Origin of the sequence: Tibeticola sediminis, from assembly GCF_003843835.1 — a bacterium.
Lineage (GTDB): Bacteria > Pseudomonadota > Gammaproteobacteria > Burkholderiales > Burkholderiaceae_C > Tibeticola > Tibeticola sediminis.
Genome location: NZ_RKQL01000004.1, coordinates 73,904 through 98,833 on the forward strand (window position 1 = coordinate 73,904; position 24,930 = coordinate 98,833).

Annotated in this window: 25 protein-coding genes and 1 pseudogene; 12 read left to right on the forward strand and 14 right to left on the reverse strand. The window is 66.4% G+C overall.

What is annotated here, in order from left to right:
• The first annotated feature begins 4 nt into the window (after positions 1–4).
• On the forward strand, positions 5–1,504 hold the full coding sequence (locus EDC62_RS08935) for a CoA-acylating methylmalonate-semialdehyde dehydrogenase (RefSeq protein ID WP_124222827.1): 1,500 nt from the start codon (positions 5–7) through the stop codon (positions 1,502–1,504).
• 22 nt (positions 1,505–1,526) lie between these two features.
• On the opposite strand, the gene EDC62_RS08940 is transcribed toward EDC62_RS08935, so the two are convergent.
• Positions 1,527–2,066, reverse strand: a complete 540-nt coding sequence (locus EDC62_RS08940; protein ID WP_124222829.1) for a cytochrome b — start codon at positions 2,064–2,066, stop codon at positions 1,527–1,529.
• 138 nt (positions 2,067–2,204) lie between these two features.
• Positions 2,205–3,122: a 16S rRNA (cytidine(1402)-2'-O)-methyltransferase gene (rsmI, locus tag EDC62_RS08945; RefSeq protein ID WP_124222831.1), complete on the reverse strand. Its 918-nt coding sequence runs from the start codon at positions 3,120–3,122 to the stop codon at positions 2,205–2,207.
• Position 3,123: 1 nt separating this feature from the next.
• On the opposite strand from rsmI, the gene EDC62_RS08950 reads away from it, so the two are divergent.
• The 3 genes from EDC62_RS08950 (at position 3,124) to EDC62_RS08960 (ending at position 4,902) form a co-directional block, all read left to right on the forward strand.
• Complete coding sequence (locus EDC62_RS08950) at positions 3,124–3,561, forward strand: YraN family protein (RefSeq protein ID WP_124222833.1); 438 nt, start codon at positions 3,124–3,126, stop codon at positions 3,559–3,561.
• Positions 3,562–3,634: 73 nt separating this feature from the next.
• Complete coding sequence (locus EDC62_RS08955) at positions 3,635–4,234, forward strand: SIS domain-containing protein (protein WP_124222835.1); 600 nt, start codon at positions 3,635–3,637, stop codon at positions 4,232–4,234.
• The gene (locus tag EDC62_RS08960; protein ID WP_124222837.1) at positions 4,234–4,902 is read left to right on the forward strand and encodes a BON domain-containing protein; all 669 of its coding nucleotides are present in this window, start codon (positions 4,234–4,236) and stop codon (positions 4,900–4,902) included. The genes EDC62_RS08955 and EDC62_RS08960 overlap by 1 nt, the downstream gene beginning before the upstream one ends.
• A gap of 209 nt (positions 4,903–5,111) precedes the next feature.
• Here the strand turns inward: EDC62_RS08960 and EDC62_RS08965 are convergent, their stop codons facing one another.
• Genes EDC62_RS08965 through EDC62_RS08980 form a run of 4 tightly spaced genes read right to left on the reverse strand, consistent with a single transcriptional unit; the run spans position 5,112 to position 8,925 of the window.
• Positions 5,112–6,053, reverse strand: coding sequence for an NAD(P)-dependent oxidoreductase (locus tag EDC62_RS08965; RefSeq protein WP_124222839.1), 942 nt, complete (start codon positions 6,051–6,053; stop codon positions 5,112–5,114).
• A 6-nt stretch (positions 6,054–6,059) separates the two neighbouring features.
• Positions 6,060–7,196: a PilT/PilU family type 4a pilus ATPase gene (locus EDC62_RS08970; RefSeq protein WP_124222841.1), complete on the reverse strand. Its 1,137-nt coding sequence runs from the start codon at positions 7,194–7,196 to the stop codon at positions 6,060–6,062.
• Positions 7,197–7,218: 22 nt separating this feature from the next.
• The gene (locus tag EDC62_RS08975) at positions 7,219–7,848 is read right to left on the reverse strand and encodes a Crp/Fnr family transcriptional regulator (protein ID WP_124222843.1); all 630 of its coding nucleotides are present in this window, start codon (positions 7,846–7,848) and stop codon (positions 7,219–7,221) included.
• A 33-nt stretch (positions 7,849–7,881) separates the two neighbouring features.
• Positions 7,882–8,925, reverse strand: coding sequence for a type IV pilus twitching motility protein PilT (locus EDC62_RS08980; protein WP_124222845.1), 1,044 nt, complete (start codon positions 8,923–8,925; stop codon positions 7,882–7,884).
• A 36-nt stretch (positions 8,926–8,961) separates the two neighbouring features.
• Between EDC62_RS08980 and EDC62_RS08985 the strand changes: the two genes are divergently transcribed.
• The gene (locus tag EDC62_RS08985) at positions 8,962–9,651 is read left to right on the forward strand and encodes a YggS family pyridoxal phosphate-dependent enzyme (RefSeq protein WP_124222847.1); all 690 of its coding nucleotides are present in this window, start codon (positions 8,962–8,964) and stop codon (positions 9,649–9,651) included.
• A 70-nt stretch (positions 9,652–9,721) separates the two neighbouring features.
• Here EDC62_RS08985 and ahpF read toward each other — a convergent pair whose 3' ends face one another.
• Both ahpF and ahpC read right to left on the reverse strand, forming a co-directional pair.
• Positions 9,722–11,290, reverse strand: coding sequence for an alkyl hydroperoxide reductase subunit F (gene ahpF / locus EDC62_RS08990; protein WP_124222849.1), 1,569 nt, complete (start codon positions 11,288–11,290; stop codon positions 9,722–9,724).
• A gap of 114 nt (positions 11,291–11,404) precedes the next feature.
• Positions 11,405–11,968, reverse strand: a complete 564-nt coding sequence (gene ahpC / locus EDC62_RS08995) for an alkyl hydroperoxide reductase subunit C (RefSeq protein ID WP_124222851.1) — start codon at positions 11,966–11,968, stop codon at positions 11,405–11,407.
• 198 nt (positions 11,969–12,166) lie between these two features.
• Here ahpC and EDC62_RS09000 point away from each other — a divergent pair, with 198 nt between their 5' ends.
• The gene (locus tag EDC62_RS09000; RefSeq protein ID WP_124222853.1) at positions 12,167–13,807 is read left to right on the forward strand and encodes a GMC family oxidoreductase; all 1,641 of its coding nucleotides are present in this window, start codon (positions 12,167–12,169) and stop codon (positions 13,805–13,807) included.
• A gap of 312 nt (positions 13,808–14,119) precedes the next feature.
• Positions 14,120–14,884 carry a sulfite exporter TauE/SafE family protein gene (locus EDC62_RS09005; RefSeq protein ID WP_124222855.1) on the forward strand — a complete coding sequence of 255 codons (765 nt, stop codon included), beginning with the start codon at positions 14,120–14,122 and terminating at the stop codon, positions 14,882–14,884.
• A 16-nt stretch (positions 14,885–14,900) separates the two neighbouring features.
• Here EDC62_RS09005 and EDC62_RS09010 read toward each other — a convergent pair whose 3' ends face one another.
• The gene (locus EDC62_RS09010) at positions 14,901–15,875 is read right to left on the reverse strand and encodes a CapA family protein (RefSeq protein WP_124223243.1); all 975 of its coding nucleotides are present in this window, start codon (positions 15,873–15,875) and stop codon (positions 14,901–14,903) included.
• 345 nt (positions 15,876–16,220) lie between these two features.
• On the opposite strand from EDC62_RS09010, the gene EDC62_RS13015 reads away from it, so the two are divergent.
• Entirely contained in the window at positions 16,221–16,385 is a 165-nt protein-coding gene (locus tag EDC62_RS13015) for a hypothetical protein (protein ID WP_170159044.1), read from the forward strand.
• Between the two features lie 2 nt (positions 16,386–16,387).
• Here EDC62_RS13015 and EDC62_RS09015 read toward each other — a convergent pair whose 3' ends face one another.
• The gene (locus tag EDC62_RS09015) at positions 16,388–16,864 is read right to left on the reverse strand and encodes a hypothetical protein (protein ID WP_245968821.1); all 477 of its coding nucleotides are present in this window, start codon (positions 16,862–16,864) and stop codon (positions 16,388–16,390) included.
• Between the two features lie 99 nt (positions 16,865–16,963).
• Here EDC62_RS09015 and EDC62_RS09020 point away from each other — a divergent pair, with 99 nt between their 5' ends.
• Complete coding sequence (locus tag EDC62_RS09020; protein ID WP_211330971.1) at positions 16,964–17,932, forward strand: MBL fold metallo-hydrolase; 969 nt, start codon at positions 16,964–16,966, stop codon at positions 17,930–17,932.
• Positions 17,933–17,974: 42 nt separating this feature from the next.
• Here EDC62_RS09020 and EDC62_RS09025 read toward each other — a convergent pair whose 3' ends face one another.
• Positions 17,975–18,511, reverse strand: a complete 537-nt coding sequence (locus EDC62_RS09025; protein WP_124222857.1) for a chorismate--pyruvate lyase family protein — start codon at positions 18,509–18,511, stop codon at positions 17,975–17,977.
• Positions 18,512–18,664: 153 nt separating this feature from the next.
• On the opposite strand from EDC62_RS09025, the gene EDC62_RS09030 reads away from it, so the two are divergent.
• A complete protein-coding gene (locus EDC62_RS09030) occupies positions 18,665–19,075 on the forward strand; it encodes a hypothetical protein (RefSeq protein ID WP_124222859.1) in 411 nt (136 codons plus the stop codon).
• 57 nt (positions 19,076–19,132) lie between these two features.
• Here the strand turns inward: EDC62_RS09030 and EDC62_RS13315 are convergent.
• Both EDC62_RS13315 and EDC62_RS09035 read right to left on the reverse strand, forming a co-directional pair.
• A pseudogene (locus EDC62_RS13315) lies at positions 19,133–19,300 on the reverse strand (VOC family protein); the annotation flags it as partial.
• A gap of 326 nt (positions 19,301–19,626) precedes the next feature.
• Positions 19,627–20,886, reverse strand: a complete 1,260-nt coding sequence (locus tag EDC62_RS09035) for a hypothetical protein (RefSeq protein WP_124222861.1) — start codon at positions 20,884–20,886, stop codon at positions 19,627–19,629.
• A gap of 319 nt (positions 20,887–21,205) precedes the next feature.
• Here EDC62_RS09035 and EDC62_RS09040 point away from each other — a divergent pair, with 319 nt between their 5' ends.
• The gene (locus EDC62_RS09040) at positions 21,206–21,361 is read left to right on the forward strand and encodes a site-specific integrase (RefSeq protein WP_245968822.1); all 156 of its coding nucleotides are present in this window, start codon (positions 21,206–21,208) and stop codon (positions 21,359–21,361) included.
• A 334-nt stretch (positions 21,362–21,695) separates the two neighbouring features.
• On the opposite strand, the gene EDC62_RS09045 is transcribed toward EDC62_RS09040, so the two are convergent.
• Positions 21,696–23,918, reverse strand: coding sequence for a malate synthase G (locus EDC62_RS09045; RefSeq protein ID WP_124222863.1), 2,223 nt, complete (start codon positions 23,916–23,918; stop codon positions 21,696–21,698).
• Positions 23,919–24,198: 280 nt separating this feature from the next.
• Between EDC62_RS09045 and EDC62_RS09050 the strand changes: the two genes are divergently transcribed.
• Positions 24,199–24,918 carry a Crp/Fnr family transcriptional regulator gene (locus EDC62_RS09050; protein ID WP_124222865.1) on the forward strand — a complete coding sequence of 240 codons (720 nt, stop codon included), beginning with the start codon at positions 24,199–24,201 and terminating at the stop codon, positions 24,916–24,918.
• The last annotated feature ends 12 nt before the right edge of the window (positions 24,919–24,930 follow it).

The window sequence follows — 24,930 nt, forward strand, 5'->3', positions numbered from 1 at the left end:
TGCCATGAACACCGTGCTCCACCTCATCGACGGCCAGCTCGTTCCGGGCGGCAGCCGCAGCGCCCCCGTCTACAACCCGGCCACCGGCGCCGTGATCCGTGAAGTCGCGCTGGCCGACACGACCACCGTGCAACGCGCCATCGAATCCGCGCAGGAGGCCTTCCCCGCCTGGCGCAACACGCCGCCGCTCAAGCGCGCGCGCATCCTGAGCCGGCTCAAAGAGCTGCTCGAGCAAAACGCTGAGAAGATTTGCGCCCTCATCACCGAAGAACACGGCAAGGTGCTGGCCGACGCCATGGGCGAGCTGCAGCGCGGCATCGAGAACGTGGAATACGCCAGCTGGGCGCCCGAGCTGCTCAAGGGCGAACACAGTCGCAACGTCGGCCCGGGCATCGATTCGTGGAGCGAACATCAGGCGCTGGGCGTCACCGCCGGTATCACGCCCTTCAACTTCCCGGCCATGGTGCCGCTGTGGATGTGGCCCATGGCGGTCGCCTGCGGCAACACCTTCGTGCTCAAGCCGTCCGAGCGCGACCCGTCGTCGGCGCTGCTCGTTGCCGAACTGGCGCTCGCCGCAGGCCTGCCGCCGGGCGTGCTCAACGTGGTGCACGGCGACAAGGAAGCGGTGGCCACGCTGCTCACCGATCCGCGGGTCAAGGCGGTAAGCTTCGTGGGCTCCACGCCGATTGCGGAATATGTCTACGCCACCGGCTGCGCGCACGGTAAGCGCGTGCAGGCGCTGGGCGGCGCGAAGAACCACGCCGTCGTCATGCCCGATGCCGACATCCCCAACGCGGTCAGTGCCCTCATGGGCGCGGCCTATGGCTCCTGCGGCGAACGCTGCATGGCCGTGCCGCTGGCCGTGTGCGTGGGCGAGGCGACGGCGGACGCGGTGGTGGCCGCGCTGCAGGCCGAGATCGCCAAGATGAAGGTCGGCCCCGGCGCCGCACCCGGCGTGGACATGGGGCCGCTCGTGACGAAGGCGCATTTCGAGAAAGTGCGCGGCTATGTCGACCAGGGTGTGGCCGAGGGCGCCACGCTGGTCGTCGATGGCCGCGGCGTGCAGGTGCCCGGCTTTGAAGGCGGTTACTACCTTGGCGCCTGCCTGTTCGACCACGTCAAACCCCATATGCGCATTTACCGCGAGGAGATCTTCGGCCCGGTGCTCGGCGTGGTGCGCGTGCAGAGCCTGCAAGAGGCGATGGAACTGATCGACGCGCACGAATACGGCAACGGCACCTGCATCTTCACCCGCGATGGCGAGGCCGCGCGGCACTTCTCCGACCACATCCAGGTCGGCATGGTCGGCATCAACGTGCCGCTGCCCGTGCCCGTGGCCTACCACTCCTTCGGCGGCTGGAAGCGCAGCCTGTTCGGCGACCTGCACGCCTACGGCCCCGACGCCGTGCGCTTCTACACCAAGCGCAAAACCATCACCCAACGCTGGCCCAGCGCCGGCGTGCGCGAGGGCACGGTGTTCAGCTTCCCGAGCAGCAGCCGGTAAGGGCAACGCGCTCGGAGCTGCCCTACCGCCCGGAGCCGCCAGGCAGCATTCGGCGCAGCGTGTCGTCGCGCAGCACCGCGTGGTGCAGCAGCGCGGCCGCGGTGTGCAGGCCAGCGGCCGCAATGAACAGCTGCCCCAGCGCTTCGTGGGTGCGGCCCAGCGCGCGAACCCAGGCGCTCGATCCGTTGGGCAAAGGCAGGCTCCAACCCAGGACGCTGAAATGCACGGCCTCGTGCGCCAGCGCGCACCATCCCGCCAGCGGCACGAGGAGCATGAGCGCATAGAGGCCCGCCTGCAGGAATGCCGCGGCCCGTCGCGGCCACACAGCGCCCGGCAGCGGTGCCGGAGCCCCCAGCACCAGCCGCAGCGGCACACGCAGCACCAGCAAAGCCGCCACGGTCAGACCGCAGGCGACATGCACTTGGCCGAGCAGCGCTTCCCACATCGATTCCGCCTCCGTCGGGTCGCCACCGGTCACATACGCAAGCGCTACGGCCAGCGCCATGAGCCAGTGCAGAAAGATGAGGGGGCGGGGGTAACGTGCGGTCGAGGTTGGGCGCATGGCAGGTTGTCGCAGATACACAGATGCATGGATGGAGCCGCGATGCTACGCAACCAGGCTGAGCCTGGCCTTATCCCCCGCCAATCTGTCTGTCGGGACGAGCCGCATCCAGGGCCCGCCCAACGGCCGGACTTGGGCTCAGCATTCCGCCCGCAGCCGCAGCGCCGCGTCGTACAGCGTGTTGCGTGGTGCGCCGGTGATTTCGGCGGCGAGCCGCACGGCGGTTTTGAGGGGCAGCTCCGCCAGCAGCAGCCGCAGCACGCGCAGCGGCTCGTCGAGCGCGCGCTCGGCCTGCGGCGCGGGATGCAGCACGATGACGAACTCGCCGCGTTGGCGGTTGGGGTCGGCCGAGAGCCAAGCCGCCAGCTCCTGCGCGGGCAGGGTCGCGATGTCTTCGAACTGCTTGGTCAACTCGCGCGCCAACGTCACCGGCCGTGCACCGAAAATCTGCAAGGCTTGCGCCAGAGCGGCGATGCGGTGCGGGGCTTCGAGCAGCACGACGGCCCGCGGCTCGGTGAGCAGCGCTTGCAGTGCGGCGGCACGTTCGCCCGGCTTGGTGGGCAAAAAGCCCTCGAACACGAAGCGCCCGTCACCCGTCACGCCCGCGGCGCTCAGAGCCGTCGTGATGCTGCTCGCGCCGGGCAGCGGCACCACGCGCAGGCCCGCGTCCCGCACCGCCGCGGCCAGCCGCGCCCCAGGGTCGCTGATGCCCGGCGTGCCGGCGTCGGACACATAGGCCACGCGCTGCCCCTCACGCAGCCGCTCCACCACGGCTTGCGCGGCTTCGGCCTCGTTGTGTTCATGCACGGCGAGCAGGCTTGGGCTTGGGCGCTCGAGCCCCCAGGCGCGCAGCAGGCTGCGGGTGTGGCGCGTATCCTCGCACGCCACCGCATCGGCCTGGGCCAACAGATGCAGCGCGCGCAAGCTGATGTCGGCAAGGTTGCCGATGGGCGTCGCGACGATATAGAGGACGCCGCCGGGGTGTTGCTGACCGACCGCGGCTGCCTCGGCCGCCGCGCGCGCCGGTGCGAAATTCGCGCTTACAGTTGCGCTCACGATGCCCTTTCCCGAGAAGAAGCCCCGAACCTGGAGCCGGCTCGGCCCGACCGCCGCACCGACCCCAGCCACGCCGACGAAGACCCGCGGCGATGCGGCCGAAGCGCAGGCGCTGGCCGCGCTGCAAGCGGCGGGCCTGCGGCTGTTGGCGCGCAATTATCGGACGCCGGGGCGCGGCGGCGGCGAAATCGACCTCATCATGGCCGAGCGCGACGGCACGCTGGTGTTCGTCGAGGTACGCGCACGCGCCAGCGATCGCCATGGCGGCGCCGCGGCCAGCATCTCGGCCGCCAAGCGCGAGCGCATCGTCTACGCCGCCAGGCACTATTTGCTACGGCTGCGCACGCCCCCGCCGTGCCGATTCGATGTGGTCGCCATCGGCCCGGGCGGCCTCGAATGGCTGCGCGGCGCGTTCGATGCCGAAGGGCACGGATTCTGAGCGCTCGCGGAGGCGCCCAGCCGGAATGCGCAACGCGCGAGGAACCGATTCAGCGTTGCCCTATCATCGCGCCATGCCCGAGCATCTGATCCAGAAGCATTTCGTCGAAGCCGCGGACCTGCTGTATCCAGCATCGGAGCAACTCCCGAAGGGCGTGGCGGCGGCCGCTGAAGCCTTGGTGGCTGCGCTCACCTCGGGTGGCAAGGTGCTGATCGCAGGCGTGGGCAGCACCGCCCTGCTGGCACGCCATCTGGCCGGTTTGCTGGTGGGGGGATTCGAGCGCGAACGCCCGGAGCTGGCTGCCGTCGCCTTGAGCGAAGACCCCAGCTTCACCGTTGCAGCCACGACCGCCAACGCAGCGGGAACCGAACGCTTGGCGCGCCAGGTCCGAGCCCTGGGACTGGCGCCCGATGTCCTCGTGATTCTCGCGATGAGCGGCAATGAGCCGATGCTGCTGCGGGCGCTGGAAGTCGCGCATGAACGCGAGCTCAGCGTGGTCGCGATCACGGGGCAGGGCGGCGGTGCGCTTGCGCGCGGACTGCGCGAAACCGACGTCTGGCTTGGCGTGCCGCACGAGCGCAGCGCCCGTGTCTTCGAGGCCCAGACCTTGCTTCTGCACGCTTTGTGCGATGAACTCGACCTGCAACTGCTCGGCGAACCGGAGAACCCTTGATGAACCCCCTGAAAACCCCTCGCCCCTACACCCAGCTGGCGCTCGTCGCCTTGGCGGTCACGCTCGGCCTGGGCTCGCTCGCGGGTTGCGCGCCCGCCGTGCTGGGCGGCGCTGCCCTCGGCGGGCTGGTCGCCGTCGACCGGCGCACGGCCGGTGCCCAACTCGACGATGAAACCATCGAGATCAAGGCCGCGAGACGCCTGCGTGAAGCCATCGGCGAGCGTGCGCACATCAACGTCACCAGCTACAACCGGCAAGTGCTGCTGACCGGCGAAGTGCCCACGCCCCAGGACAAGCAACTGGCCGAGCGCACCGTGGCCACGGTCGAAAACGTGCGCGCGATCGTCAACGAACTGGCCGTCATGGCGCCGAGTACGCTGTCGCAACGGGCTTCGGACGCGCTGATCACCGGCCGTGTGAAAGCCGCACTGGTCGATGCCAAAGACCTCTATGCCAGCGCATTCAAGGTCGTGACCGAACGCGGCACCGTCTACCTCATGGGCCGCGTGACGCCACGCGAAGCCGAGCGCGCAACCGAACTGGCGCGCAGCATCGATGGGGTGCAAAAAGTGGTGCGCGTGTTCGAACTCATCACGGAGCAGGAACTGCAACGCCTGCTGCCGCAGCCGGCCGAGCCCGCGCGCGCCGCGGCCAGCAACGCGGGCTGAACCCGTCGGTCGCGCACCCGCGCAGGCACTGATTCAGCGTTGCCTTAAGGCAACGCTGAACAAGTTCCCGTGATGGCGCGCGCCCGGCTGCGGGATGGGATGCGAGGCGCAAACCGCAGCCATAGCCGAAGCTATGGCGAGGATTTGCAACGAAGCAGAGCCCCCGCAGCTGGGATGCGCGACGCGCGGGGGACTGGTTCAGCGTTGCCCTAACGCAAGCGCTTGATCAGGCTCGAGGTGTCCCAGCGGCGCCCGCCCATGCGCTGGACGTCGGCATAGAACTGGTCCACGAGTGCCGTGACGGGCAGGCTCGAGCCGTTGCGGCGCGCTTCCTCGAGCACCAGCGCGAGGTCTTTGCGCATCCAGTCCACCGCAAAGCCGAAGTCGAAGCGGTCGGCCACCATGGTCTTGCCGCGGTTGTCCATCTGCCAGCTTTGGGCCGCGCCCTTGCCGATCACGTCGAGCACGAGGTTCATGTCGAGCCCGGCTTTTTGGCCAAAGGCGATGCCCTCGGCCAGCGCCTGCACGAGCCCGGCGATGCAGATCTGGTTGACCATCTTCGTGAGCTGCCCCGCGCCGTGGCCGCCCATGAGGGTGGCGGCCCGCGCATAGGCCATCATCAGCGGACGTACGCGCTCGAACACCGGCTCTGGACCGCCACACATGATGGTCAGCGCACCGTTCTGCGCGCCGGCTTGCCCACCCGAAACCGGCGCGTCGATGAACGCGAGGTGCTGTTCGTGGGCCACTTGCGCCAGCTCGCGCGCCACATCGGCCGACGCCGTGGTGTGGTCGACGAAAACCGCCCCCGCGTGCATGCCGCTGAAGGCGCCATCCGCGCGGCGCGCACCGGCGCCCTCGGGCGTTCCGAGCGCGACGGCCCGCAAATCATCGTCGTTGCCGACGCAGCAAAAGACCACGTCGGCGCCTTGGGCCGCCGCCCGCGGCGTGTCGGCCATGCGGCTGCGGTCGCCGGCGGCGAATTCATCGCACCAGGCCTGGGCCTTGGCCGCGGTGCGGTTGTAGACGGTGACCGTGTGCCCCGCGCGGGCCAGGTGCCCGGCCATGGGATAGCCCATGACGCCCAGGCCGAGGAAAGCGACGCGGCAGGGTTTAGTGGGCTCGTAGGTTCTGGGGGCAATGCTGGACATGGTGTCTCAAACGATGGAGAAATGTTCGGTGCCAGCCGAGAGGTCCGGCGCCTTGCCGCGGCGGCTGCTGAGCTTGATTTGCAGCCGCAGGTCGTTGACCGAGTCGGCATGGCGCAGCGCGTCTTCGTAGCTGATTTTTTCGGACTCGTAGAGGTCGAACAAGGCCTGGTCGAAGGTCTGCATGCCGAGGTTGCGGCTTTTCTTCATGATCTCTTTGATGCCGGCGACGTCACCCTTGAAGATCAGGTCGGAAATCAGCGGTGTGTTGAGCATCACCTCCACGGCAGCGATGCGCCCGCGGCCGTCCTCGAGCGCAACGAGCCGCTGCGAGATCATCGCGCGCAAGTTCAGCGAGAGGTCCATAAGCAGTTGGGTGCGCCGCTCTTCGGGGAAGAAGTTGATGATGCGGTCGAGTGCCTGGTTGGCCGAGTTGGCGTGCAGCGTCGCCATGCAGAGGTGACCCGTCTCCGCAAAGGCGACGGCGTATTCCATGGTTTCGCGGTCGCGGATTTCGCCCATGAGGATGACGTCGGGTGCCTGGCGCAGCGTGTTCTTGAGCGCGGCGTCCCAGCTGTCGGTATCGAGCCCCACCTCACGCTGCGTGACCACGCAGTTTTTGTGCGTGTGGACGAATTCGACGGGGTCTTCGACCGTCACGATGTGGCCGTAGGAGTTTTCGTTGCGCCAGTCGATCATGGCCGCCAGCGTCGTGGATTTACCCGACCCCGTGGCCCCCACCAAGATGACCAGACCGCGCTTGGCCATCGCGACGTCTTTGAGCACCTGCGGCATGCCCAGGCCGTCGATGGTGGGCAAGGTTTGCGGAATCACCCGCAGCACCATGCCGATCTTGCCCTGCTGCACGAAGGCGTTGACGCGAAAGCGCCCGATGCCCGCCGGAGCAATGGCGAAGTTGCACTCTTTCGTGCGCTCGAATTCGGCGGCCTGCTTGTCGCTCATGATGGCGCGCGCCAGCGCTTGTGTGTGCAAGGGCGTGAGCGGCTGCGCCGACAGCTTGGTCACCTGGCCGTCGACCTTGATCGCTGGCGGAAATTCGGCGGTGATGAACAGGTCGCTGCCGCCCCGGCTCACCATCAACCGCAGCAAGTCGTTGATGAATTTGCCGGCCTGATCGCGTTCCATAGCGGTTCCTCGAATAGCAGGGTCAACGGCGATCGGTCAGGCGCTCGCCCATCGCGCGCAGCCGCAGCGACAGCTTGCGGGCCAGCAAGGCGACGAAACTGGCTGCAAGCTGCGGCTGCTGCCCCATCATTTCGTCGAGATCCTCCGCGCCCAGCACGGCCAGGCGGCATTCGCTGAGCGTGACGCAGTCGGAGAAGCGACGGCCCCCGTCGAGCAGCGACATCTCCCCGAGCACTTCGCCCGGCCGCGCCTCGCTCAAGCGCAGCCGCTCGCCCCATGGCTGCAAGCGATCGACCGCCATGCTGCCTTCGAGCAAGACGACGAGAAAGCTGCCATATTCGTCTTGGCGCATCACCTCGCGCTCGGACGGGACACTGGCGTAGTCGAAATAATGCACGAGCCGGTCCATCTGCGCCGCATCGAGGCTGCGCATATGGGGGTCGCGCGTCCAAAGGCCGCGCAAGAGCTGCGCCCCACGGTCGCTCGAGAAGCGCCGCGCGTCGATCTCGACCGCGCGCACGTCCCAAGGAATGGTGATTTCGCCCTCGGTGGCATGGCCTTGGAAAGCGGTCTGGAAGAAGGTGGACTCGCTCCCGTCGGGCCGGGAGTCCGATGCCGATCGGCCGCGCAGTTTTTCAAAGATCTGTTTCATGCAGAACCCCAGATAGGAAGGTCAAGCGCGGCATCAGCCGGGGAAATTTTCGGGAATCTTGGCCTTCGAGCGGGCCTCGGCCGGCGAAATGATGTTGCGTCGCACCAGGTCGGCCAGGCATTGGTCGAGCGTCTGCATGCCAAAGCTGTTGCCGGTCTGAATCGCCGAATACATCTGCGCGACCTTGTTTTCGCGGATGAGGTTGCGTATGGCGGGCGTACCCACCATGATCTCATGCGCGGCCACGCGTCCGCTGCCGTCTTTGAGCTTGCACAGCGTCTGCGAGATCACCGCGACGAGCGACTCGGAGAGCATCGCACGGACCATTTCCTTTTCTTCGGCCGGGAAGACGTCGATCACGCGGTCGATGGTCTTGGCTGCGCTCGAGGTGTGCAGGGTTCCGAACACCAGGTGCCCGGTCTCGGCTGCGGTCATGGCTAGGCGTATGGTTTCGAGGTCCCGCAGCTCGCCCACCAGGATGGCATCGGGGTCTTCACGCAAGGCCGAGCGCAGGGCCGCGGCAAACGACAGGGTGTGCGGGCCGACTTCGCGTTGGTTGATGAGGCATTTCTTGGACTCATGCACGAACTCGATCGGATCCTCGATGGTCAGGATGTGGCCGTACTCGGTCTCGTTCAGATGGTTGACCATCGCCGCCAGGGTGGTCGATTTGCCCGAGCCGGTCGGCCCGGTCACGAGCACCAAGCCGCGCGGCTTGAGGGCGAAGTCGGCGAAGATGCGCGGCGCGCCGAGCTGCTCGAGCGTGATGATTTTCGAGGGAATCGTGCGGAACGCAGCCGCGGCGCCGCGCTGCTGGTTGTAGGCGTTGACGCGGAAACGCGCGAGGCCCTCGACCTCGAACGAGAAATCGACCTCGAGGAATTCCTCGTACGCCTTGCGCTGCGCGTCGTTCATGATGTCGTAGACCATCGCGAACACCGCTTTGTGGTTGAGCGGCTCGACGTTGATGCGACGCACATCGCCGTTGACGCGGATCATCGGAGGCAAGCCGGCCGAGAGATGCAGGTCGGAGGCCTTGTTCTTGACGGTGAACGCAAGCAGCTGGGTGATGTCCACGGATTCCCTCGATCCTTTTGTTACGCTTGACCGATTATGACGACGATTGCCGAGAAGCTCCAAGCCGTACGCGAACGGATCGCGCACGCCTGTGCGGCGGCGGGCCGGCCTGCCTCGGAAGTGCGGCTGCTCGCGGTCTCCAAACGCTTCGGGCCGCTGGCCGTGCGCGCGGCCGCCGCAGCCGGGCAGCGCGAGTTTGGCGAGAACTACGTCAATGAAGGTGTCGAGAAGATCGAAGCCACCGCTGACCTGGGCCTGACGTGGCACTGCATCGGACCCCTGCAATCGAACAAGACCCGACTCGTCGCCGAACATTTCGACTGGGTGCACAGCGTCGACCGCCTCAAGATCGCCGAGCGGCTGAGTGCGCAACGCCCCCGCCATCGCGAGCCGCTGCAGGTGTGCATCCAGGTCAACATCGACGGCGCACCCACGAAGGCCGGCGTCGCGCCCGAAGACGCGCTGGCACTCGCGCGCGCGGTGGCCGCCCTGCCCTCGCTGCGCCTACGCGGCCTCATGACGATCCCTGAGCCCGCGCCGGATTTCGAAGCCGCGCTTGCCGTGCATCGGCGCACGCGCGCGCTGTTCGACCATCTGCGCGCGCAAGGCCTGCCGCTCGACACCCTGTCGATGGGCATGAGCGACGACCTCGAAGCCGCCATCGCCGCCGGCAGCACCCTCGTGCGCGTCGGAACGGCAATCTTCGGCGCACGAGGGGCGGCTTGAGCGTTGCCCAGATGGCACCGCTGAATGACCCCCTCCGCGAGGGTACGCAACGGATGTTGGCAATGCCGCCTCAGCGAACCGGCTGGCGGATCAGCGCGTCGAACGCGGCCAACGCGGCCTTGGCACCTTCGCCTGCGGCGATGACGATTTGCTTGTAGGGCACGGTCGTGCAGTCGCCTGCGGCGAAGATGCCAGCACGGCTGGTCTCGCCTTTGGCGTCGACGACGATTTCACCGAACGCGTTGCGCGCCACCGCCCCTTCGAGCCACTCGGTGTTGGGCACGAGTCCGATTTGCACGAACACGCCCGCGAGCGGCAGCAGGTGCTCGGCGCCGCTCGCACGGTCGCGCCAGCGCAGCCCAGTCACGACGGCGCCGTCGCCGACGACTTCGAGCGTCTGCGCTTCGGTGTGGACGGTGACGTTGGGGAGGCTGCGCAGCCGCTCGACGAGCACTGCATCAGCCTTGAGGCTCGGGGCGAATTCGAGCAAGGTCACATGCCGCGCGAGCCCGGCGAGGTCAATGGCCGCTTCGACGCCCGAGTTGCCGCCGCCGATGACGGCGACGTCACGACCTTTGAACAGTGGGCCGTCACAGTGGGGGCAATACGCAACGCCGCGGTTGCGGTACTGCGCCTCGCCCGGCACGCCGAGGTTGCGCCAGCGGGCACCGGTGGCCAGGATGACGGTGCGCGCGCGCAGGGTCGCACCGCTCTCGAGCGCGAGCGCATGCAGCCCCGCCGCATCGCCCGTCGGCTCCAAGGCCTTGGCCTTTTGACCCGCAAGCACCTGCACGCCCACCGCGCGCACCTGCTGTTCGAGCGCGGCGGCGAACTTCGGGCCGATGGTTTCGGGCACCGAGGGGTAGTTCTCGATCGCCGCGGTGTCGTTGACCTGCCCGCCGAAACGCTCGGCCACGATGCCCGTGCGCAAGCCTTTGCGGGCCGCGTAGAGCCCGGCTGCGGCGCCCGCAGGGCCACCGCCGACGATGAGCACGTCAAACGGCGGCTCGGCGTCGAGCGCCGCGGCCCCGCGCGCTGCGGCGCCGGTGTCGAGCCGGTCGAGAATCTCCGCCAAGGTGGTGCGCCCGGCGACCCAGGGTTCGCCGTTCAGATACACCTGGGGCACGGCCAGAATCCCGCGGCTGCGAACTTCGTCGGCGAAGGCCGAGCCCTCGATGACGGTGGTCGAGACCCGCGGGTTGCGCAAGGCCAGCAGCGCCAGCGCCTGCACGACGTCGGGGCAGTTGTGGCACGAGAGGCTCATGTAGACCTCGAACGCATACGGCCCGCCGCCGAGTGCATCGACGCGCTCGAGCAGTTCGGGCTCCACGCGCGGCGGGTGGCCGCCCGCCCAGACCAGCGCCAACACGAGCGAGGTGAATTCATGCCCCAGCGGCAAGCCGGCAAACCGCAGACGCGCCGGCTGTCCGGGACGTTGCAGCGCGAACGACGGGCGTCGCGCATCGTCGCCGTCGGTGCGCAGGGTGATCGCGTCGGGGCGCTGCGCGGCAATGGTTTCGAGCAGATCGCGCATCTGCGCCGAGACCGGGTCATCGCCGAGCGTGGCGACGATCTCGATCGGTTCACGCACATGAGCGAGCGCGGCGCGCAGCGACGCCAAGAGGTTTTCGTCCAACATGTTTGCTCCTTTAGTCATAGCAAGATCGGTTCATTTTTCGCCGGCATGGCCCGGAAATGGGTAAAAAAAGGGCGACTGGCCCGCGCCAGCCGCCCCGAGCGCCGAGCGCGTCGATCAGATCTTGCCGACGAGGTCGAGCGAAGGCTTGAGCGTGGCCGCACCTTCTTCCCACTTGGCCGGGCAGACCTCGCCCGGGTGCGCGGCGATGTACTGAGCCGCCTTGACCTTGCGCAGCAGTTCGCGCGCATCGCGGCCGATGCCGTTGTCGTGGATTTCGCAGAGCTTGATGACGCCTTCGGGGTTGATCACGAAGGTGCCACGCAGGGCGAGGCCTTCTTCTTCGATCATCACGTCGAAGTTGCGCGTGATTTGGCCGGTCGGGTCGCCGATCAGCGCGTACTTGACCTTGGCGATGGCCGGCGAGGTGTCGGCCCAGGCTTTGTGCGCGAAGTGGGTGTCGGTCGAAATGCCGTAGATGTCACAGCCGATCTTCTGGAACTCGGCATGGTGCTCGGCGAGGTCTTCGAGTTCGGTCGGGCAGACAAAGGTGAAGTCGGCCGGGTAGAAGAAGAACACGCTCCACTTGCCTTTGAGCGTCTGCTCGGTGACTTCGAAGAACTTGCCCGTTTGATACGCTTGGGCCTTGAACGGTTTGACGGTGGTGTTGATCAGAGACATGGTTTTTTCCTCCGGAAATGGATGGTTGTGAAAGCAGCTCTGAAACCCGCCCCGGGTGGATCGCGCTTCAGCGCTGCCTGTACGTGCGGCGGGCCCCGGGGATCTTCCCGGCAAGGCCACAACCGACGGAACGAATGATAGCGGCAACCTATCACAATCTCTAATTGATTGTGTCAAAGAATCGCATAGGAAAAACCGATGACCGCACCGAACGCACCGGCCCCGAGCTTCGACCACATCATCATCGGCGCGGGCACGGCGGGCAGCCTGCTGGCCAATCGGCTCAGCGCCGATCCCCAGCGGCGCGTGCTGCTCATCGAGGCCGGCGGCCGTGACGATTACCTTTGGGTGCATGTGCCGGTCGGCTACCTCTATTGCATCGGCAACCCGCGTACCGACTGGCTCTACCAGACCGAGCCCGATGCGGGCCTCAACGGTCGGCGGCTGCGCTACCCGCGCGGCAAGGTGCTCGGCGGCTGCAGCAGCATCAACGGCATGATCTACATGCGCGGCCAGGCGCGCGACTACGACCAGTGGGCCGCCATCACCGGGGACGACGCCTGGCGCTGGGACCAGTGCCTGCCGGTGTTCAAGCAGCATGAAGACCACCACGGCGGCGCCAACGCGTTCCACGGCGCGGGCGGCGAATGGCGGGTAGAGCGCCAGCGGCTGCGCTGGGACATCCTCGACGCGTTCGCGCAGGCCGCGCAACAGGCCGGCATTCCCGCCACGGCCGACTTCAACACCGGCAACAACGAGGGCGTGGGCTACTTCGAAGTCAACCAGAAATCCGGCTGGCGTTGGAACACGGCCAAGGCCTTCCTGCGGCCGACCTGTTACGGCCGACCGAACTTCGAGCTGTGGACCGGCGCGCAGGTCATGCGACTGTTGTTCGAGCCCGGCTCCGACGGCCGGCCGCGCTGCTGCGGCGCAGAAGTTTGGACGGGCCGCGAGGCGGTGACGGTGCGCGCGACGCGCGAAGTCGTGCTCAGCGCGGGCGCGATCGGCTCGCCGCAGATCCTGCAGCTCTCGGGCCTGGGGCCCGCGCCGCTGCTGCAGCGCCTGGGGATCCCGGTGGTGGCCGACCTTCCAGGCGTGGGCGCCAACCTGCAAGACCATTTGCAAATCCGCGCCGTGTTCAAGGTGCAGGGCGCGACCACGCTCAACACCTTGGCCAACCACTGGCTCGGCAAGGCGCGCATCGGGCTGCAATACCTGCTCACGCGCAGCGGCCCGATGAGCATGGCGCCCAGCCAGCTCGGCGCCTTTACCCGCAGCGACCCCAACCAGCCTTGGCCCAACCTCGAATACCACGTGCAGCCGCTCTCGCTCGACGCCTTCGGTGAGCCGCTACACGACTTCCCCGCGTTCACCGCGAGCGTGTGCAACCTCAACCCCACGAGCTGCGGCACGGTCCACATCCGAAGCCCCCGCTTTGCCGACCCGCCCGCGATTGCCCCCAGCTACCTCAGCACCGACGAAGACCGCCGCATCGCCGCCGAGAGCCTGCGGCTCACCCGCCGCATCGTCGCGCAGCCCGCGCTGGCGCGCTATCGCCCCGAGGAGTACAAGCCCGGCGTGCAATACCAGAGCGACGAGGAGCTCGCGCGGCTCGCCGGCGACATCGCCACCACCATCTTCCACCCGGTGGGCACGACCCGCATGGGCCGTGCCGACGACCCGATGGCCGTGCTCGACAGCCGCCTGCGCGTGCGCGGCGTGCACGGCCTGCGCGTGGTCGACGCCGGCGCCATGCCCACCATCACCAGCGGCAACACCAACAGCCCCACGCTGATGATGGCCGAGCGCGCCGCAGCCTGGATGCGCGCAGAGGCGTGAGCGACCGGCGCACCCCAAGCGGATGCCAGGGAAATCCCCGATGGGCGGACGCGGCACAGCCGCTTACATTTCATTCGCTCATCCGCTGTCGAGCAGGCGACAACGGACCGAGGAACCGAGGAGACACCGCCCACCGGGCCACAAGACGACGAATCAACATCCGCAACGAGATGTCTGACTTCCAGCACCGCCAAGCGGTGCTTTTTTTTGCCCGCTCGAGGCAGGTTTGAACCCAGATCGCCCCATCCCCGGCGTGATTCGGTGCGTTCTTGCTCATCAAAAGAGAGCGCTTTCGCTGCCACAATGCCGCCCATGGAAATGCTGATCGTCTCCGCGGCCTCGCTGCTCGCGGGCTTCGTGGACGCGATCGTCGGTGGCGGCGGGCTGATTCTGGTGCCCGCGCTGTTCGCCACTTTTCCCACGACCGCACCGGCCACGCTGTTCGGGACGAACAAAAGCGCCTCGGTCTGGGGCACGGCCTGGGCCACGGTGCAGTACAGCCGCCGGGTGGAATTGCGCTGGGCGGCGCTGGCGCCGGCGGCGCTCGCGGCCTTCGTGGGCTCGTTCGGCGGCGCCTGGCTGGTCACGCTGATCGACCCGGCTTTCCTGCGCCGGCTGCTGCCCTTCGTGCTCGCAGCGGTGCTGGCCTATACGCTGGCGAAAAAAGAACTGGGGCGGCACCACGCGCCGCTGCGCACGCCTCGGCTCGAGCGGCTGCTGGCGCTGGGCGTCGGTCTGGTCATCGGTTTTTACGACGGCTTCTTTGGGCCGGGCACCGGCAGCTTTCTGGTGTTTTTGTTCGTGCGGCTGCTCGGCTATGACTTCCTGCACGCTTCGGCTTCGGCCAAGTTCATCAACGTCGCGACCAACCTCGCGGCGCTGCTGTTGTTTGCCGCCAAAGGCCACATCTGGTGGCACCTGGCGCTGCCCATGGCGCTGGCGAACATCGCGGGCAGTCTGCTCGGCACGCGCCTCGCGCTGCGTCACGGCGCAGGCTTCGTGCGTGTGGCCTTCATCGTCGTCGTCACCGGCTTGATCCTCAAGACGGGCTATGACGCGTTCGGGCGCGCCGGATAGGAGCGGCTCCCGATGGCTACTCGCTCGCGCAGACCCCCACGCCCGCATCGCCGCGCCGCCAGCAAGGAACGGGTTCGCCTCGGGCGCGGTGGGGGATGCCATCGGCGTCGAGCCGTGCGGCCACGGCGTCGAAGCTCTGCACGCCCCGGCGGTCCAGGCGCAGGCGCAGCAGCCAGCCGCGGCGTTGGGCGTCGTTGTCGGTTTCCTTCATGACGAAGTTGCCGACGCTGTAGATCACGGGGCGACCGGCAACCAGCTCCACGTCCTGCGTGACGTGCGGATGGCCGCCGATCACGGCGTCGGCACCGGCTTCGATCATCAGGCGCGCCAGGGCACGCTGGCGGGCGTTGGCGTGCGGCTCGTTCTCCCAACCCCAGTGCATGACGGGGATCACCAGGTCGGCGCGGTCACGCAGGCGGGCGGCGCGGATGTCAGCGCGCACCTGCGCGTCGTCGCTCCAGGCCACGCCGGGAGCGTCGGCATCGGCCTCGAAGCGGCGCGGCATGAATTCGTTGTAGCCGAGCAGCGCGACGCGCAGCCCGCGCCGGGTGAGGATGAGCGGCCGGTGCGCTTCGGCCAGGTTGTGTCCGCCGCCGAACGCGCCCAAACCGGCCCGCGGCAGCAATGCGAGCATTTCGGCGAAAGCCTCGCGGCCGAAGTCGCCCGAGTGGTTGTTGGCCAAGGCCAGCGCGTCGAGATGTCGGGCCAGCGTCGGCAGCACGCGCGGATGGGCGCGAAAGGTGTAGTTTTTCTCGTGCGCGTGGCCGGTGGTGGCCACCACGCATTCGAGGTTGGCCGCGCGCAGATCGGCGGCGGCAAACACATCGGCAAATTCGGCGAACGGGTCGCCGCCGCGCGCGATGAGCGCGCCGGCCGTGTCGTCGAGCACCACATCGCCGCCAAACACCAGCGTCACCGCCGGCTCGACACGGGCCGCATCGACGGGCTGCGCGCCGCTCGTCGTGGGCTGCGCGCACCCCCACAGCAGCATGCCCAGCAGGGCGGCTGCGGCCCAACGGGCGAGCCGTGTCAGGCCCGCGGCGCGTGCGGCGGGGGCCGGCGTGGGCTTTGCGGGCATCGCGGGATGGGGTGCTGGCTTCAGCCTAAGGCAACGCTGAACAAGTTCCTGCGATGGCGCGCGCCCGGCTGCGGGATGGGATGCGAGGCGCAAACCGCAGCCATAGCCCATGCTATGGCGAGGATTTGCAACGACGCAGACCGCCTGCAGCCGGGATGCGCGGCGCGCGAGGGACTTGTTCAGCGTTGCCCTAAATCCGGCAGTTGACCGCTTCTCGCTGAATGCAAGGTGTTGCTGTTCCAACGGTTTTAGCTCCGGATGCCGCTCACCGCTTGGGTGAGCGCTGCGCGCCCGTTCGAGCCGCCCTCGGGCGCGGGGGCGGCGTTGCAAATCCTCGCCATGGCCCGCGCCATGGCTGTGGTTTGCGCCTTGCCCGCGCGCCCGATGACGACCCGCCCAGGCGCGCCCAACTGCCGGATTTAGGCTCATCGCTCCAACTCCAACAGGGTGCAGCCATAGATCAGCTCGCGCTCGAGCGGCCCGGCGTAGAGATGCTGCCAGCCGGTGAGCGCCGCGGGCCCGGCTGCGGCGGCGGTGGGCCGGGGCTGCGGCCAGGTGGCAACCTGGATCGTGACCGGTTGCTCGGGCGTCTGCACGTAGACCTGCACCACCACGCGGTCGAGGGTGCCGTCTTCGGCACGCACCAGCACGGGCTTGAAGCGAAACCGCCCGGCGATGTCGACGGCGCGGACCGGGTAGGGGTCGGTGACGGGCCGCGCTTCGATGCGCTCGGTGGCGCCGGCGTAGGTGACTTCGCAGCGCAGCAGGGGCTCGGCCTGCGCGCGCACCGCACTCGCCACCCCGAGCGCCAGGATCATCGCCAGGCCCGCGCGCCGCACACACAGCGCCGCCCAGGTCGCGCCCAGGCCAAAAATGCCAGAAAGCCAGCGAGAATTGGCCATGTTTTGCTTCACTTTTTGATGCCCCTCGAGGCGCTGCGTGGCCGCGCGGCCGACGGCGCATTCTGCACAAATACCGCGCAACCGCGATACTCTTACCCCATGCGCGCCGCCACCTTGCCCACCCCCGCGTCCGCCCCCATGCCGCTGCCGCCCGACGTAACGGTGTTCGAGCGCGGCTGGCTTTCGTCGAACAACATCCTGCTGCGCGGTCGCTTTGGTGCGGCGTTGGTCGACAGTGGCTACGTCACGCATGCGCCGCAGACGCTCGCGCTGGTGCAGGCTGCGCTGGGCGCAGCGCCGCTCGACCATCTGCTCAACACCCATTTGCACAGCGACCACTGCGGCGGCAACGCCGCGCTGCAAGCGGCCTACCCCGGCGTGCACACCCGCATTCCGCCGGGCCTGGCCGCCGCCGTGACGGCCTGGGACGAGGACGCGCTGACCTACCGCCCCACGGGCCAGGCCTGCGCGCGTTTTCACTTCGATGGCTTGCTGCTGCCCGGCGAGACGCTGGCGCTCGGCGAGCGACACTGGCAGGTGCACGCGGCGCCCGGCCATGACCCGCATTCGGTGATCCTGTTCGAGCCCGAGGCGCGGCTGCTGATCTCGGCCGACGCGCTCTGGGCGCGCGGCTTTGGCGTGGTGTTTCCCGAACTCGAGGGTTTTGACGCCTTCGATGCGGTCGCCGCCACGCTCGACCTGATCGAGCGCCTCGCGCCGGCGATCGTCATCCCCGGCCACGGCCCGGTGTTCAGCGACGTGGCGCGCGCCCTGGCCGACGCGCGGGCCCGGCTCGAAGGCTTCGTGGCCGACCCGGCGCGGCATCGCCGCCATGCGGCGCGTGTGCTGCTCAAGTTCAAGCTGCTCGAGTGGCAACGCATCGCCCCCGAGGCGCTGCACGCCTGGGCGCGCGCCACGCCCTACCTGCACACGCTGCGGTCCCAAGAAGCGCCCGACGGAGCCGAGCCCGAGCCGTCGTTCGAGGCTTGGCTCGAAGCGCTGATCGACGATCTCGTGCGCAGCGGTGCCGCACGGCGTGTCGCGGGCTGGCTGGTGGATGCCGGGTAGGGCGGCGGCGAACCTGCCCCTGACGGTGATCGACCGCCTGGTTCAGCCGTCCGCGCGGCCCCAGACGCCATCGAGAAACACCTCCGTCAGTTCGAGCACCGCGCCGGAGCGGCGGTACACGCAGCGTCGCGCGTGCGGCGCGCGGGCATCGGCACCGAGCCGCGCAAAGCGCAAAGGCCCGCGCTCGAGGTCGTCGAGCTCGAACAGCAACTCGCCCAAGGGCCGATCGCCCAGCCGCTGCACCTCGCACCACGGGTTGTCGGGGCCCCAGCCGGGAATGCAGGTGCGCGCCGCGATGCGCGGCAGGCCCGCCGCGACCAGCCGCACGCAACGCTCCCAGACCGGGCGGCCCTCGGCCAAGCCCGCCGCCGCCTCGGCTCCTCGAGCGCCCTCGAACAAACGCTCCACCGTCACCGGCCCAAAGGCGTCGCGCAGCCGCTGCGTGAGCGAGCCTCGCTCGTTCAGCCACCCAGCCGCTTGCGGCGAGAGCGACCCAAACGCCTGCATGGCGTCGTCGTGCCAAAGCGATCCATCCGACTGGCGCAATAGGGCCGTGAGGGCATCGGGGGTGAGCGTCATGGGGTGCGGGGCGGGCGCAGGTGGGGGAACAGGGGCCGTACTGTAGGGCAGCTCATGGCCGATTCCTCGCGGGTCGAGCCGCACCGGGACCCAACCAGTGCGGCCAGCCTTGCGAGAGAGAATCTCGGAAACACGCGACCGAGTCTCTCGTCCATGAACGTCCTCAATCCCGAGCTTCTGTTCCGAATCCTGGCGCTTTGCGTGCTGCTCGCAGCGGTGGAAACGCTGCACGGCATCGCACGCACGGTGTGGCTTGCGCCGCGGCTCGGCAAAGCCCGGGCGCTGCGGTGGAGCATCGTGACGGGGGCGCTGCTCGCCACCGGCGTGTGCGCATGGCAGGTGCCGGGCCTCGGCCTGCACGGGTTCGCGCCCCATCTGGCGCTCGGGGTCGTCCTCGCGCTGCTCATGGCGGGCTTCGACCTCGCGATGGGGATGCTCGTGCTGCGGCGGTCACTGGCTCGGGCGCTCGAGGATTTCGATCCGCGCACGGGCAACCTGCTGCTGCTCGGCCTGTTCTGGCTCGCGCTGGCGCCCGCACTGGTGTGGTGGGGGCTGCGCGGCTGAAAAGCGCCGCCAACCCTCAGCCGTGCAGGAACTTGACGGCGTCAGCGCCACACGCACCTATTTCCGCCGTTCGATGAGGCAAAAGCCGTGACCGAATGGGTCGCTGCACATTGCTACTGAAGGGTGGTCGCCACCTTCAAAGAAATGCTCTTGTTTTGCACCCGCTTCCAATGCTTTGGCGAGAGCAGCCCTTACATCGTCAACATGAAAGTCCAGATGCACAGGTGTCCAGTGACGTTCGTAATGGCGTTTCTCTTAGGTGCAAATCGAAGGCGATAAGCCTGCGTCCTTCTCAAGCAGGCAAATTTCGGAAGTTCCAGCACGAAGCACCGCTACGCCGGGAACTGGCGCAACGACCTTTTAAAAGCCGAATGCGTTTGAATAGAACCGCACACCGTCAGCGAGGTTCGGAACATCAACGCTTACAGATAGTGAAATCATGCTGCCTTCTTGTGGCCTAACGCACTGGTCACCGGACCAGCGCTCCGCCACACGGATTGTCCGACACGACGGACCCGGCGCGCAGCGCTGGGTCCGAGTGGAACAGACCGTTAGCCATCAACTGCATCAGCCCAAGGCAAATAGAACAAGAAATACGGATCGCGAATATCAAATACATCATTATCGACATCCCACTCCACCACGACGGCAGGTATCATGTCATTTACTATTTGCGCAGTATGAAGACAAGCATTAGTAACACTGGAACCACTTGGTGAATCTTCAGCGCATATTGAACTAATTCGTTCAATTAGGGAATTATAGCGAAACGTAAGTGTAGGCGGGTCTAGAGATAGAGCCTTGACTAACAGCCTGTAGACATCGCCTTTCCAGCCCAGTTTGGTTTGATAGATATTTCTGTTTGATCCGCGTGTTTTAGGTCCGTCTTTCATTTTATCCACAACCGAACCATAATCGGCTGAAGTTGCGGTCATTCTGCAAATCTTTTCAAATAATGCGTCATCATGTATAAAATCTACCGGTGTATTAGATCGTTCGCGAACATTCAACTCGAAACAGGAATTCAGGCACAGAAACTGCATTAGCTGAGGAGACCCCGCTGCCTCCGACGCCAAGGCAGAGATAACTGACTCTCGCTCAATAATATTGAGCTCCTGGAAACCTTTTAGGGCGATTTTCTTTAATGCATTCGTGTCCCAATAATCGAAATCGATCATAGAGACACGCCCGTGTAAATCCGGGTTTCCCCTCAGCGCATCGTCAGAATGATATGGAACTGATGCGGTTATAAAAATTACGTCATTCCGAATAGCCTCCTTTATTTGCTTGGCAAGCTCGGCTTGTATCTTGGACGGGATATAGTGGAAATCATCAATAAACACCACCATGCCTGTCCCCTTAAGCTCTCTAATCAATAACTGAAGAGGATCGATGGCCTGAGAAGCAGATTCGTTTGATGACGTGCTGTGCTTTTGAGATAACGCAATATCTACTTTGCCCTTCGCGATTATTGCATTGCCAGAAACACCCCCAGATTGAGACGTTATTCGTTCATTAGATTCACTTGCAGCCTTTGTAACCGCAACAGGCGTTCCTATTAAATCAAAAACACGAAGCCACAATTCTGCAGCCGACTCAATTCCTGCACCCGTGATCTGAAGTAGATTTTCTTTACCAAGGCACCTCTCAACAAAGACGGTTTTTCCTGATTTCGATGGTCCAGAAATCGATACGAGCAAACCGCCTGTGTCTATTGCGTTGCGAAGTTGCTTTTCTTTCTCTTTTAGATGTTCATCGACAAAAGTTACCGTTGGATATCTTCCAGGTGTAAATACGTCCTTTGCTTTCATATTTATTATCCTCATAGTGTCTGTTGCTGGCTACCGAAAATTCGACACCAAGTGTCTGCGTAAATGCTTTATAGGCTATGCCCAATAATCCGGAAGCCCGTGCGAACCTTATGTTTCACAAGGCTCAACCCGTCCGATAACTTCGTCAACCGCATGTCCTCCCCCTCCCAGATCGTCTCTGCCGCACAGCCGCCCAGGTTGCTGGACCAGTTGCGGAACCGTTTCCGGCTCTGGCATTACACCGTTTCCGGCTCTGGCATTACACCGTTTCCGGCTCTGGCATTACAGCTTACGCACCGAGCAGGCTTATGTCCACTGGGTGAAACGATACGTCCTGTTCCACAGCAAACGCCACCCTGCCGAGATGGGCAAGGCGGAGGTGGAGGCCTTTTTGACGGGCTTGGCCGTCGAACGTCATGTCGCCGCTTCGACGCAGACGCAGGCGTTGTCGGCTTTGCTGTTCAGGAGGTCTTGAGCGTCGATCTGCCCTAGCTTTCCGAGTGGACGCGGGCGAAGCGTCCGACCCGGCTGCCCACCATGCTCAGGCGCGAGGAATTGAGGCGGCTGCTGCGCGCTGATGATCGAGCACGAGGTCGGTGTGAGCGCGCAGGTGCTCAAAGTGCCGCGCTTCGACTCCGACTACTTCGACGAAGACATTCGCTGAATGTCATCCAACAAAAACGGCGCCCAAAGCGCCGTTTTTTCATGGCATTGGGCTCTTGGGGCCACCCGCCGCCATCCGAAGGTCTTGTTTTGCTCTCAAAAAAGGACTACCGAAAAGCCGAAGTCGTCTCTTCTGCAGCCTCGCCTCAAGCCCCCGCTTTCGCGCGCTGGCGCCAGGCGTGGAGCAGCGGCTCGGTGTAGCCGTTGGGTTGCTCGACGCCCTTGAACACGAGGTCGCAGGCGGCGCGGTAGGCGTAGCTGGTGTCGAAGTGGCCAGCCATGGGCTTGTAGAAGGGGTCGCCGGCGTTTTGCTGGTCGACCACCGCGGCCATGCGCTCCATCGTGGCGCGCACCTGCGCTTCGCTGACCACGCCGTGCAGCAGCCAGTTGGCCATGTGCTGGCTCGAGATGCGCAGCGTGGCGCGGTCTTCCATGAGGCCGATGTTGTGGATGTCGGGCACTTTGGAACAGCCCACGCCCTGATCGACCCAGCGCACGACGTAGCCGAGGATGCCTTGCGCGTTGTTGTCGAGTTCCTGCTGGCGCTCGGCCTCGCTCCAGTTGGGTGCGGCGGCCACGGGCACGGTCAGCAGCCCGGTGAGCAGTTCGTCGCGCAGCGCGTCGGCGTCGATGCGCTCCATTTCGGCCTGAATCGCCGCGACGTCGACCTGGTGGTAGTGCAGCGCATGCAGCGTCGCGCCGGTGGGGCTGGGCACCCAGGCGGTGTTGGCGCCGGCCTTGGGGTGGGCGATCTTCTGCTCGAGCATGGCGGCCATCAGGTCGGGCATGGCCCACATGCCTTTGCCGATCTGCGCTTTGCCGCGCAGGCCGCAGGCCAGGCCGACGAGCACATTGTTCTTCTCGTAAGCCTGGATCCACGCGCTGGTCTTCATGTCGCCCTTGCGGATCATGGGGCCGGCGCGCATGGCGCTGTGGATTTCATCGCCGGTGCGGTCGAGGAAGCCGGTGTTGATGAACGCGACGCGGCTTTGCGCGGCGGCGATGCAGGCCTTGAGGTTGACCGAGGTGCGGCGCTCCTCGTCCATGATGCCGAGCTTGACCGTGCTGTCGGGCAGGCCCAGCACCTGTTCGACGCGGCCGAACAGCTCGGCGGCAAAAGCCACTTCGGCCGGGCCGTGCATTTTGGGCTTGACGATGTAGACGCTGCCCGCGCGGCTGTTGCGGATGGGTTCACCGCTGGGCAGGCGGCCGTGGCCTTGCAGGTCGTGCAGAGCGATGGTGGTGGTGACCATCGCGTCCATGATGCCTTCGGGGATCTCGTGCGCGATACCGTCCCGGTCGGTCCAGAGGATGGCCGGGTTGGTCATCAGGTGGCCGACGTTGCGCACGAACAGCAAGCTGCGGCCCGGCAGCACCCGTTCGCCGTCGCCCTGGGGCGTGCGGTAGCGGCGGTCGGGGTGCAGCCCGCGCGTGAGCCGCCGGCCGCCTTTGTCGAAGGACTCGACCAAGTCACCCTTCAAAATACCGAGCCAGTTGCGGTAGCCGAGCACCTTGTCCTCGGCATCCACCGCCGCCACCGAGTCCTCGAGGTCGAGGATGGTGGACAGCGCGGCCTCGACCACCACGTCGGAGACGCCGGCGAGGTCGGTCTGCCCGATGGGCGTGGCGCGGTCGATGCGGATGTCGATGTGCAAGCCGTGGTTCTTGAGCAGCACCGACGAGGGGTTGAGCGCCTCGCCCTGAAAGCCCACGAACTGCGCCGGGTTCTTCAGGCCCGTCATGCGCCCGCCGGTGAGCGAGACGCGCAGCGCCCCGTCGACCACCTGGTAGGCGCTGGCCTCGGCGTGGCTGCCCTCGGCCAGCGGCGCGGACTCATCGAGGAAGCGGCGTGCGAAGGCGATCACGCGCGCGCCGCGCTTTTCGTTGTAGCCCGGGCCCTTTTCGCAGCCGTCGTCCTCGGGGATGACGTCGGTGCCATAGAGCGCGTCATAGAGCGAGCCCCAGCGCGCATTGGCGGCGTTGAGCGCGTAGCGGGCGTTTAGGATGGGCACCACCAGCTGCGGCCCGGCCTGGGTGGCCAGCTCCGCGTCGACGTTGGCGGTGGTGATGCGCACCGGCCCGGGCGTGGGCACCAGGTAGCCGATGGTCTCGAGAAACTGGCGGTAGCCCGCCATATCGCGGATCGGGCCGGGGTGGGCGCTGTGCCAGGTGTCGAGTTCGGCCTGCAGGCGGTCGCGCTCGGCTAGCAACGCGCGGTTCTTCGGTGCAAGATCGCCCACGATCGCGTCGAACCCGGCCCAGAAGGTTTCGGCGCTGACGCCGGTGCCGGGCAGCACCTCGTCGTTGATGAAGCGGTAGAGCGGCTCGGCGACCTGAAGCCGGTGGACGTTGATGCGGTTCGTGGTCATGAAAGATCCTCGAAAAAGTGATGAAAAACAGGCTTTGCCCGCATGAAACCAGGCATAGCCGCGATGGCTTACGGGGGTTGAGAGCTTGCCCCCGCGAGCGCCGTTTCAGCCTGGCCGGGGGCTCGAAGCCCATCGTGGCATGAACTTTATTCCAAACTCAAACGCTTATTCTTCGTGCTGAAAGCGGTTCATTTTTTACTCAGATGAACGCAATTCACCCCCAGGTCACCTCCGCGCCTGCCGGATTGCTACATTGGACGCCTCTGTGGGCCCGAACATCATGACGAGCGCATCGCCCCCCGCCCCGTCGCTGCATCAGCGCCGCCGCCCGCCGAACGCGGCGGAACTCGCAGGCATCCCGTGGCTGGGCTTGCTTACCCCGGGCGAGCGCGGCGTTGCGATCGACGCGCTGCGCGTGAGCGAAGCCGCGCCGGGCGACTTCATCTGCCGCATGGGGCGTCCGGTCACCTATTGGTTCGGCGTCATCGAGGGCCTGCTCAAGATGAGCAGCGAAGACCGGCTGGGCCAGACCATGACCTACGCCGGCTTGCCGCCGGGTGGCTGGTTCGGCGAGGGCACCGCGCTCAAGCGCGAGGTGTACCGCTACCACGTGCAGGCGCTGCGCTCGAGCCTCGTAGCCGGCCTGCCGGTCGACGTGTTCCACCATCTGCTCGATCATTCGATCGGCTTCAACCGCTTCGTCATGAACCAGCTCAACGAACGCCTCGGCCAGTTCATCGCGGCGCGCGCCATCGACCGCATGCACACACCGGAGCTGCGCGTGGCGCGCAACCTCGCCGCACTGTTCAACCCGGCGCTCTACCCCGGCGTGGGCGAGGTGCTGCGCATCACGCAGCAGGAGCTGGCTTATCTGGTCGGCCTGTCGCGCCAGCGCGTCAACCGGGCGCTCGACACCCTGGAGGCGCGCGGTCTGATCCGGGTCGAATACGGCGGCCTGCGCGTGCTCGACCTCGACGGCCTGCGACACTGTGAACTTTGAGCAGCCTCACCC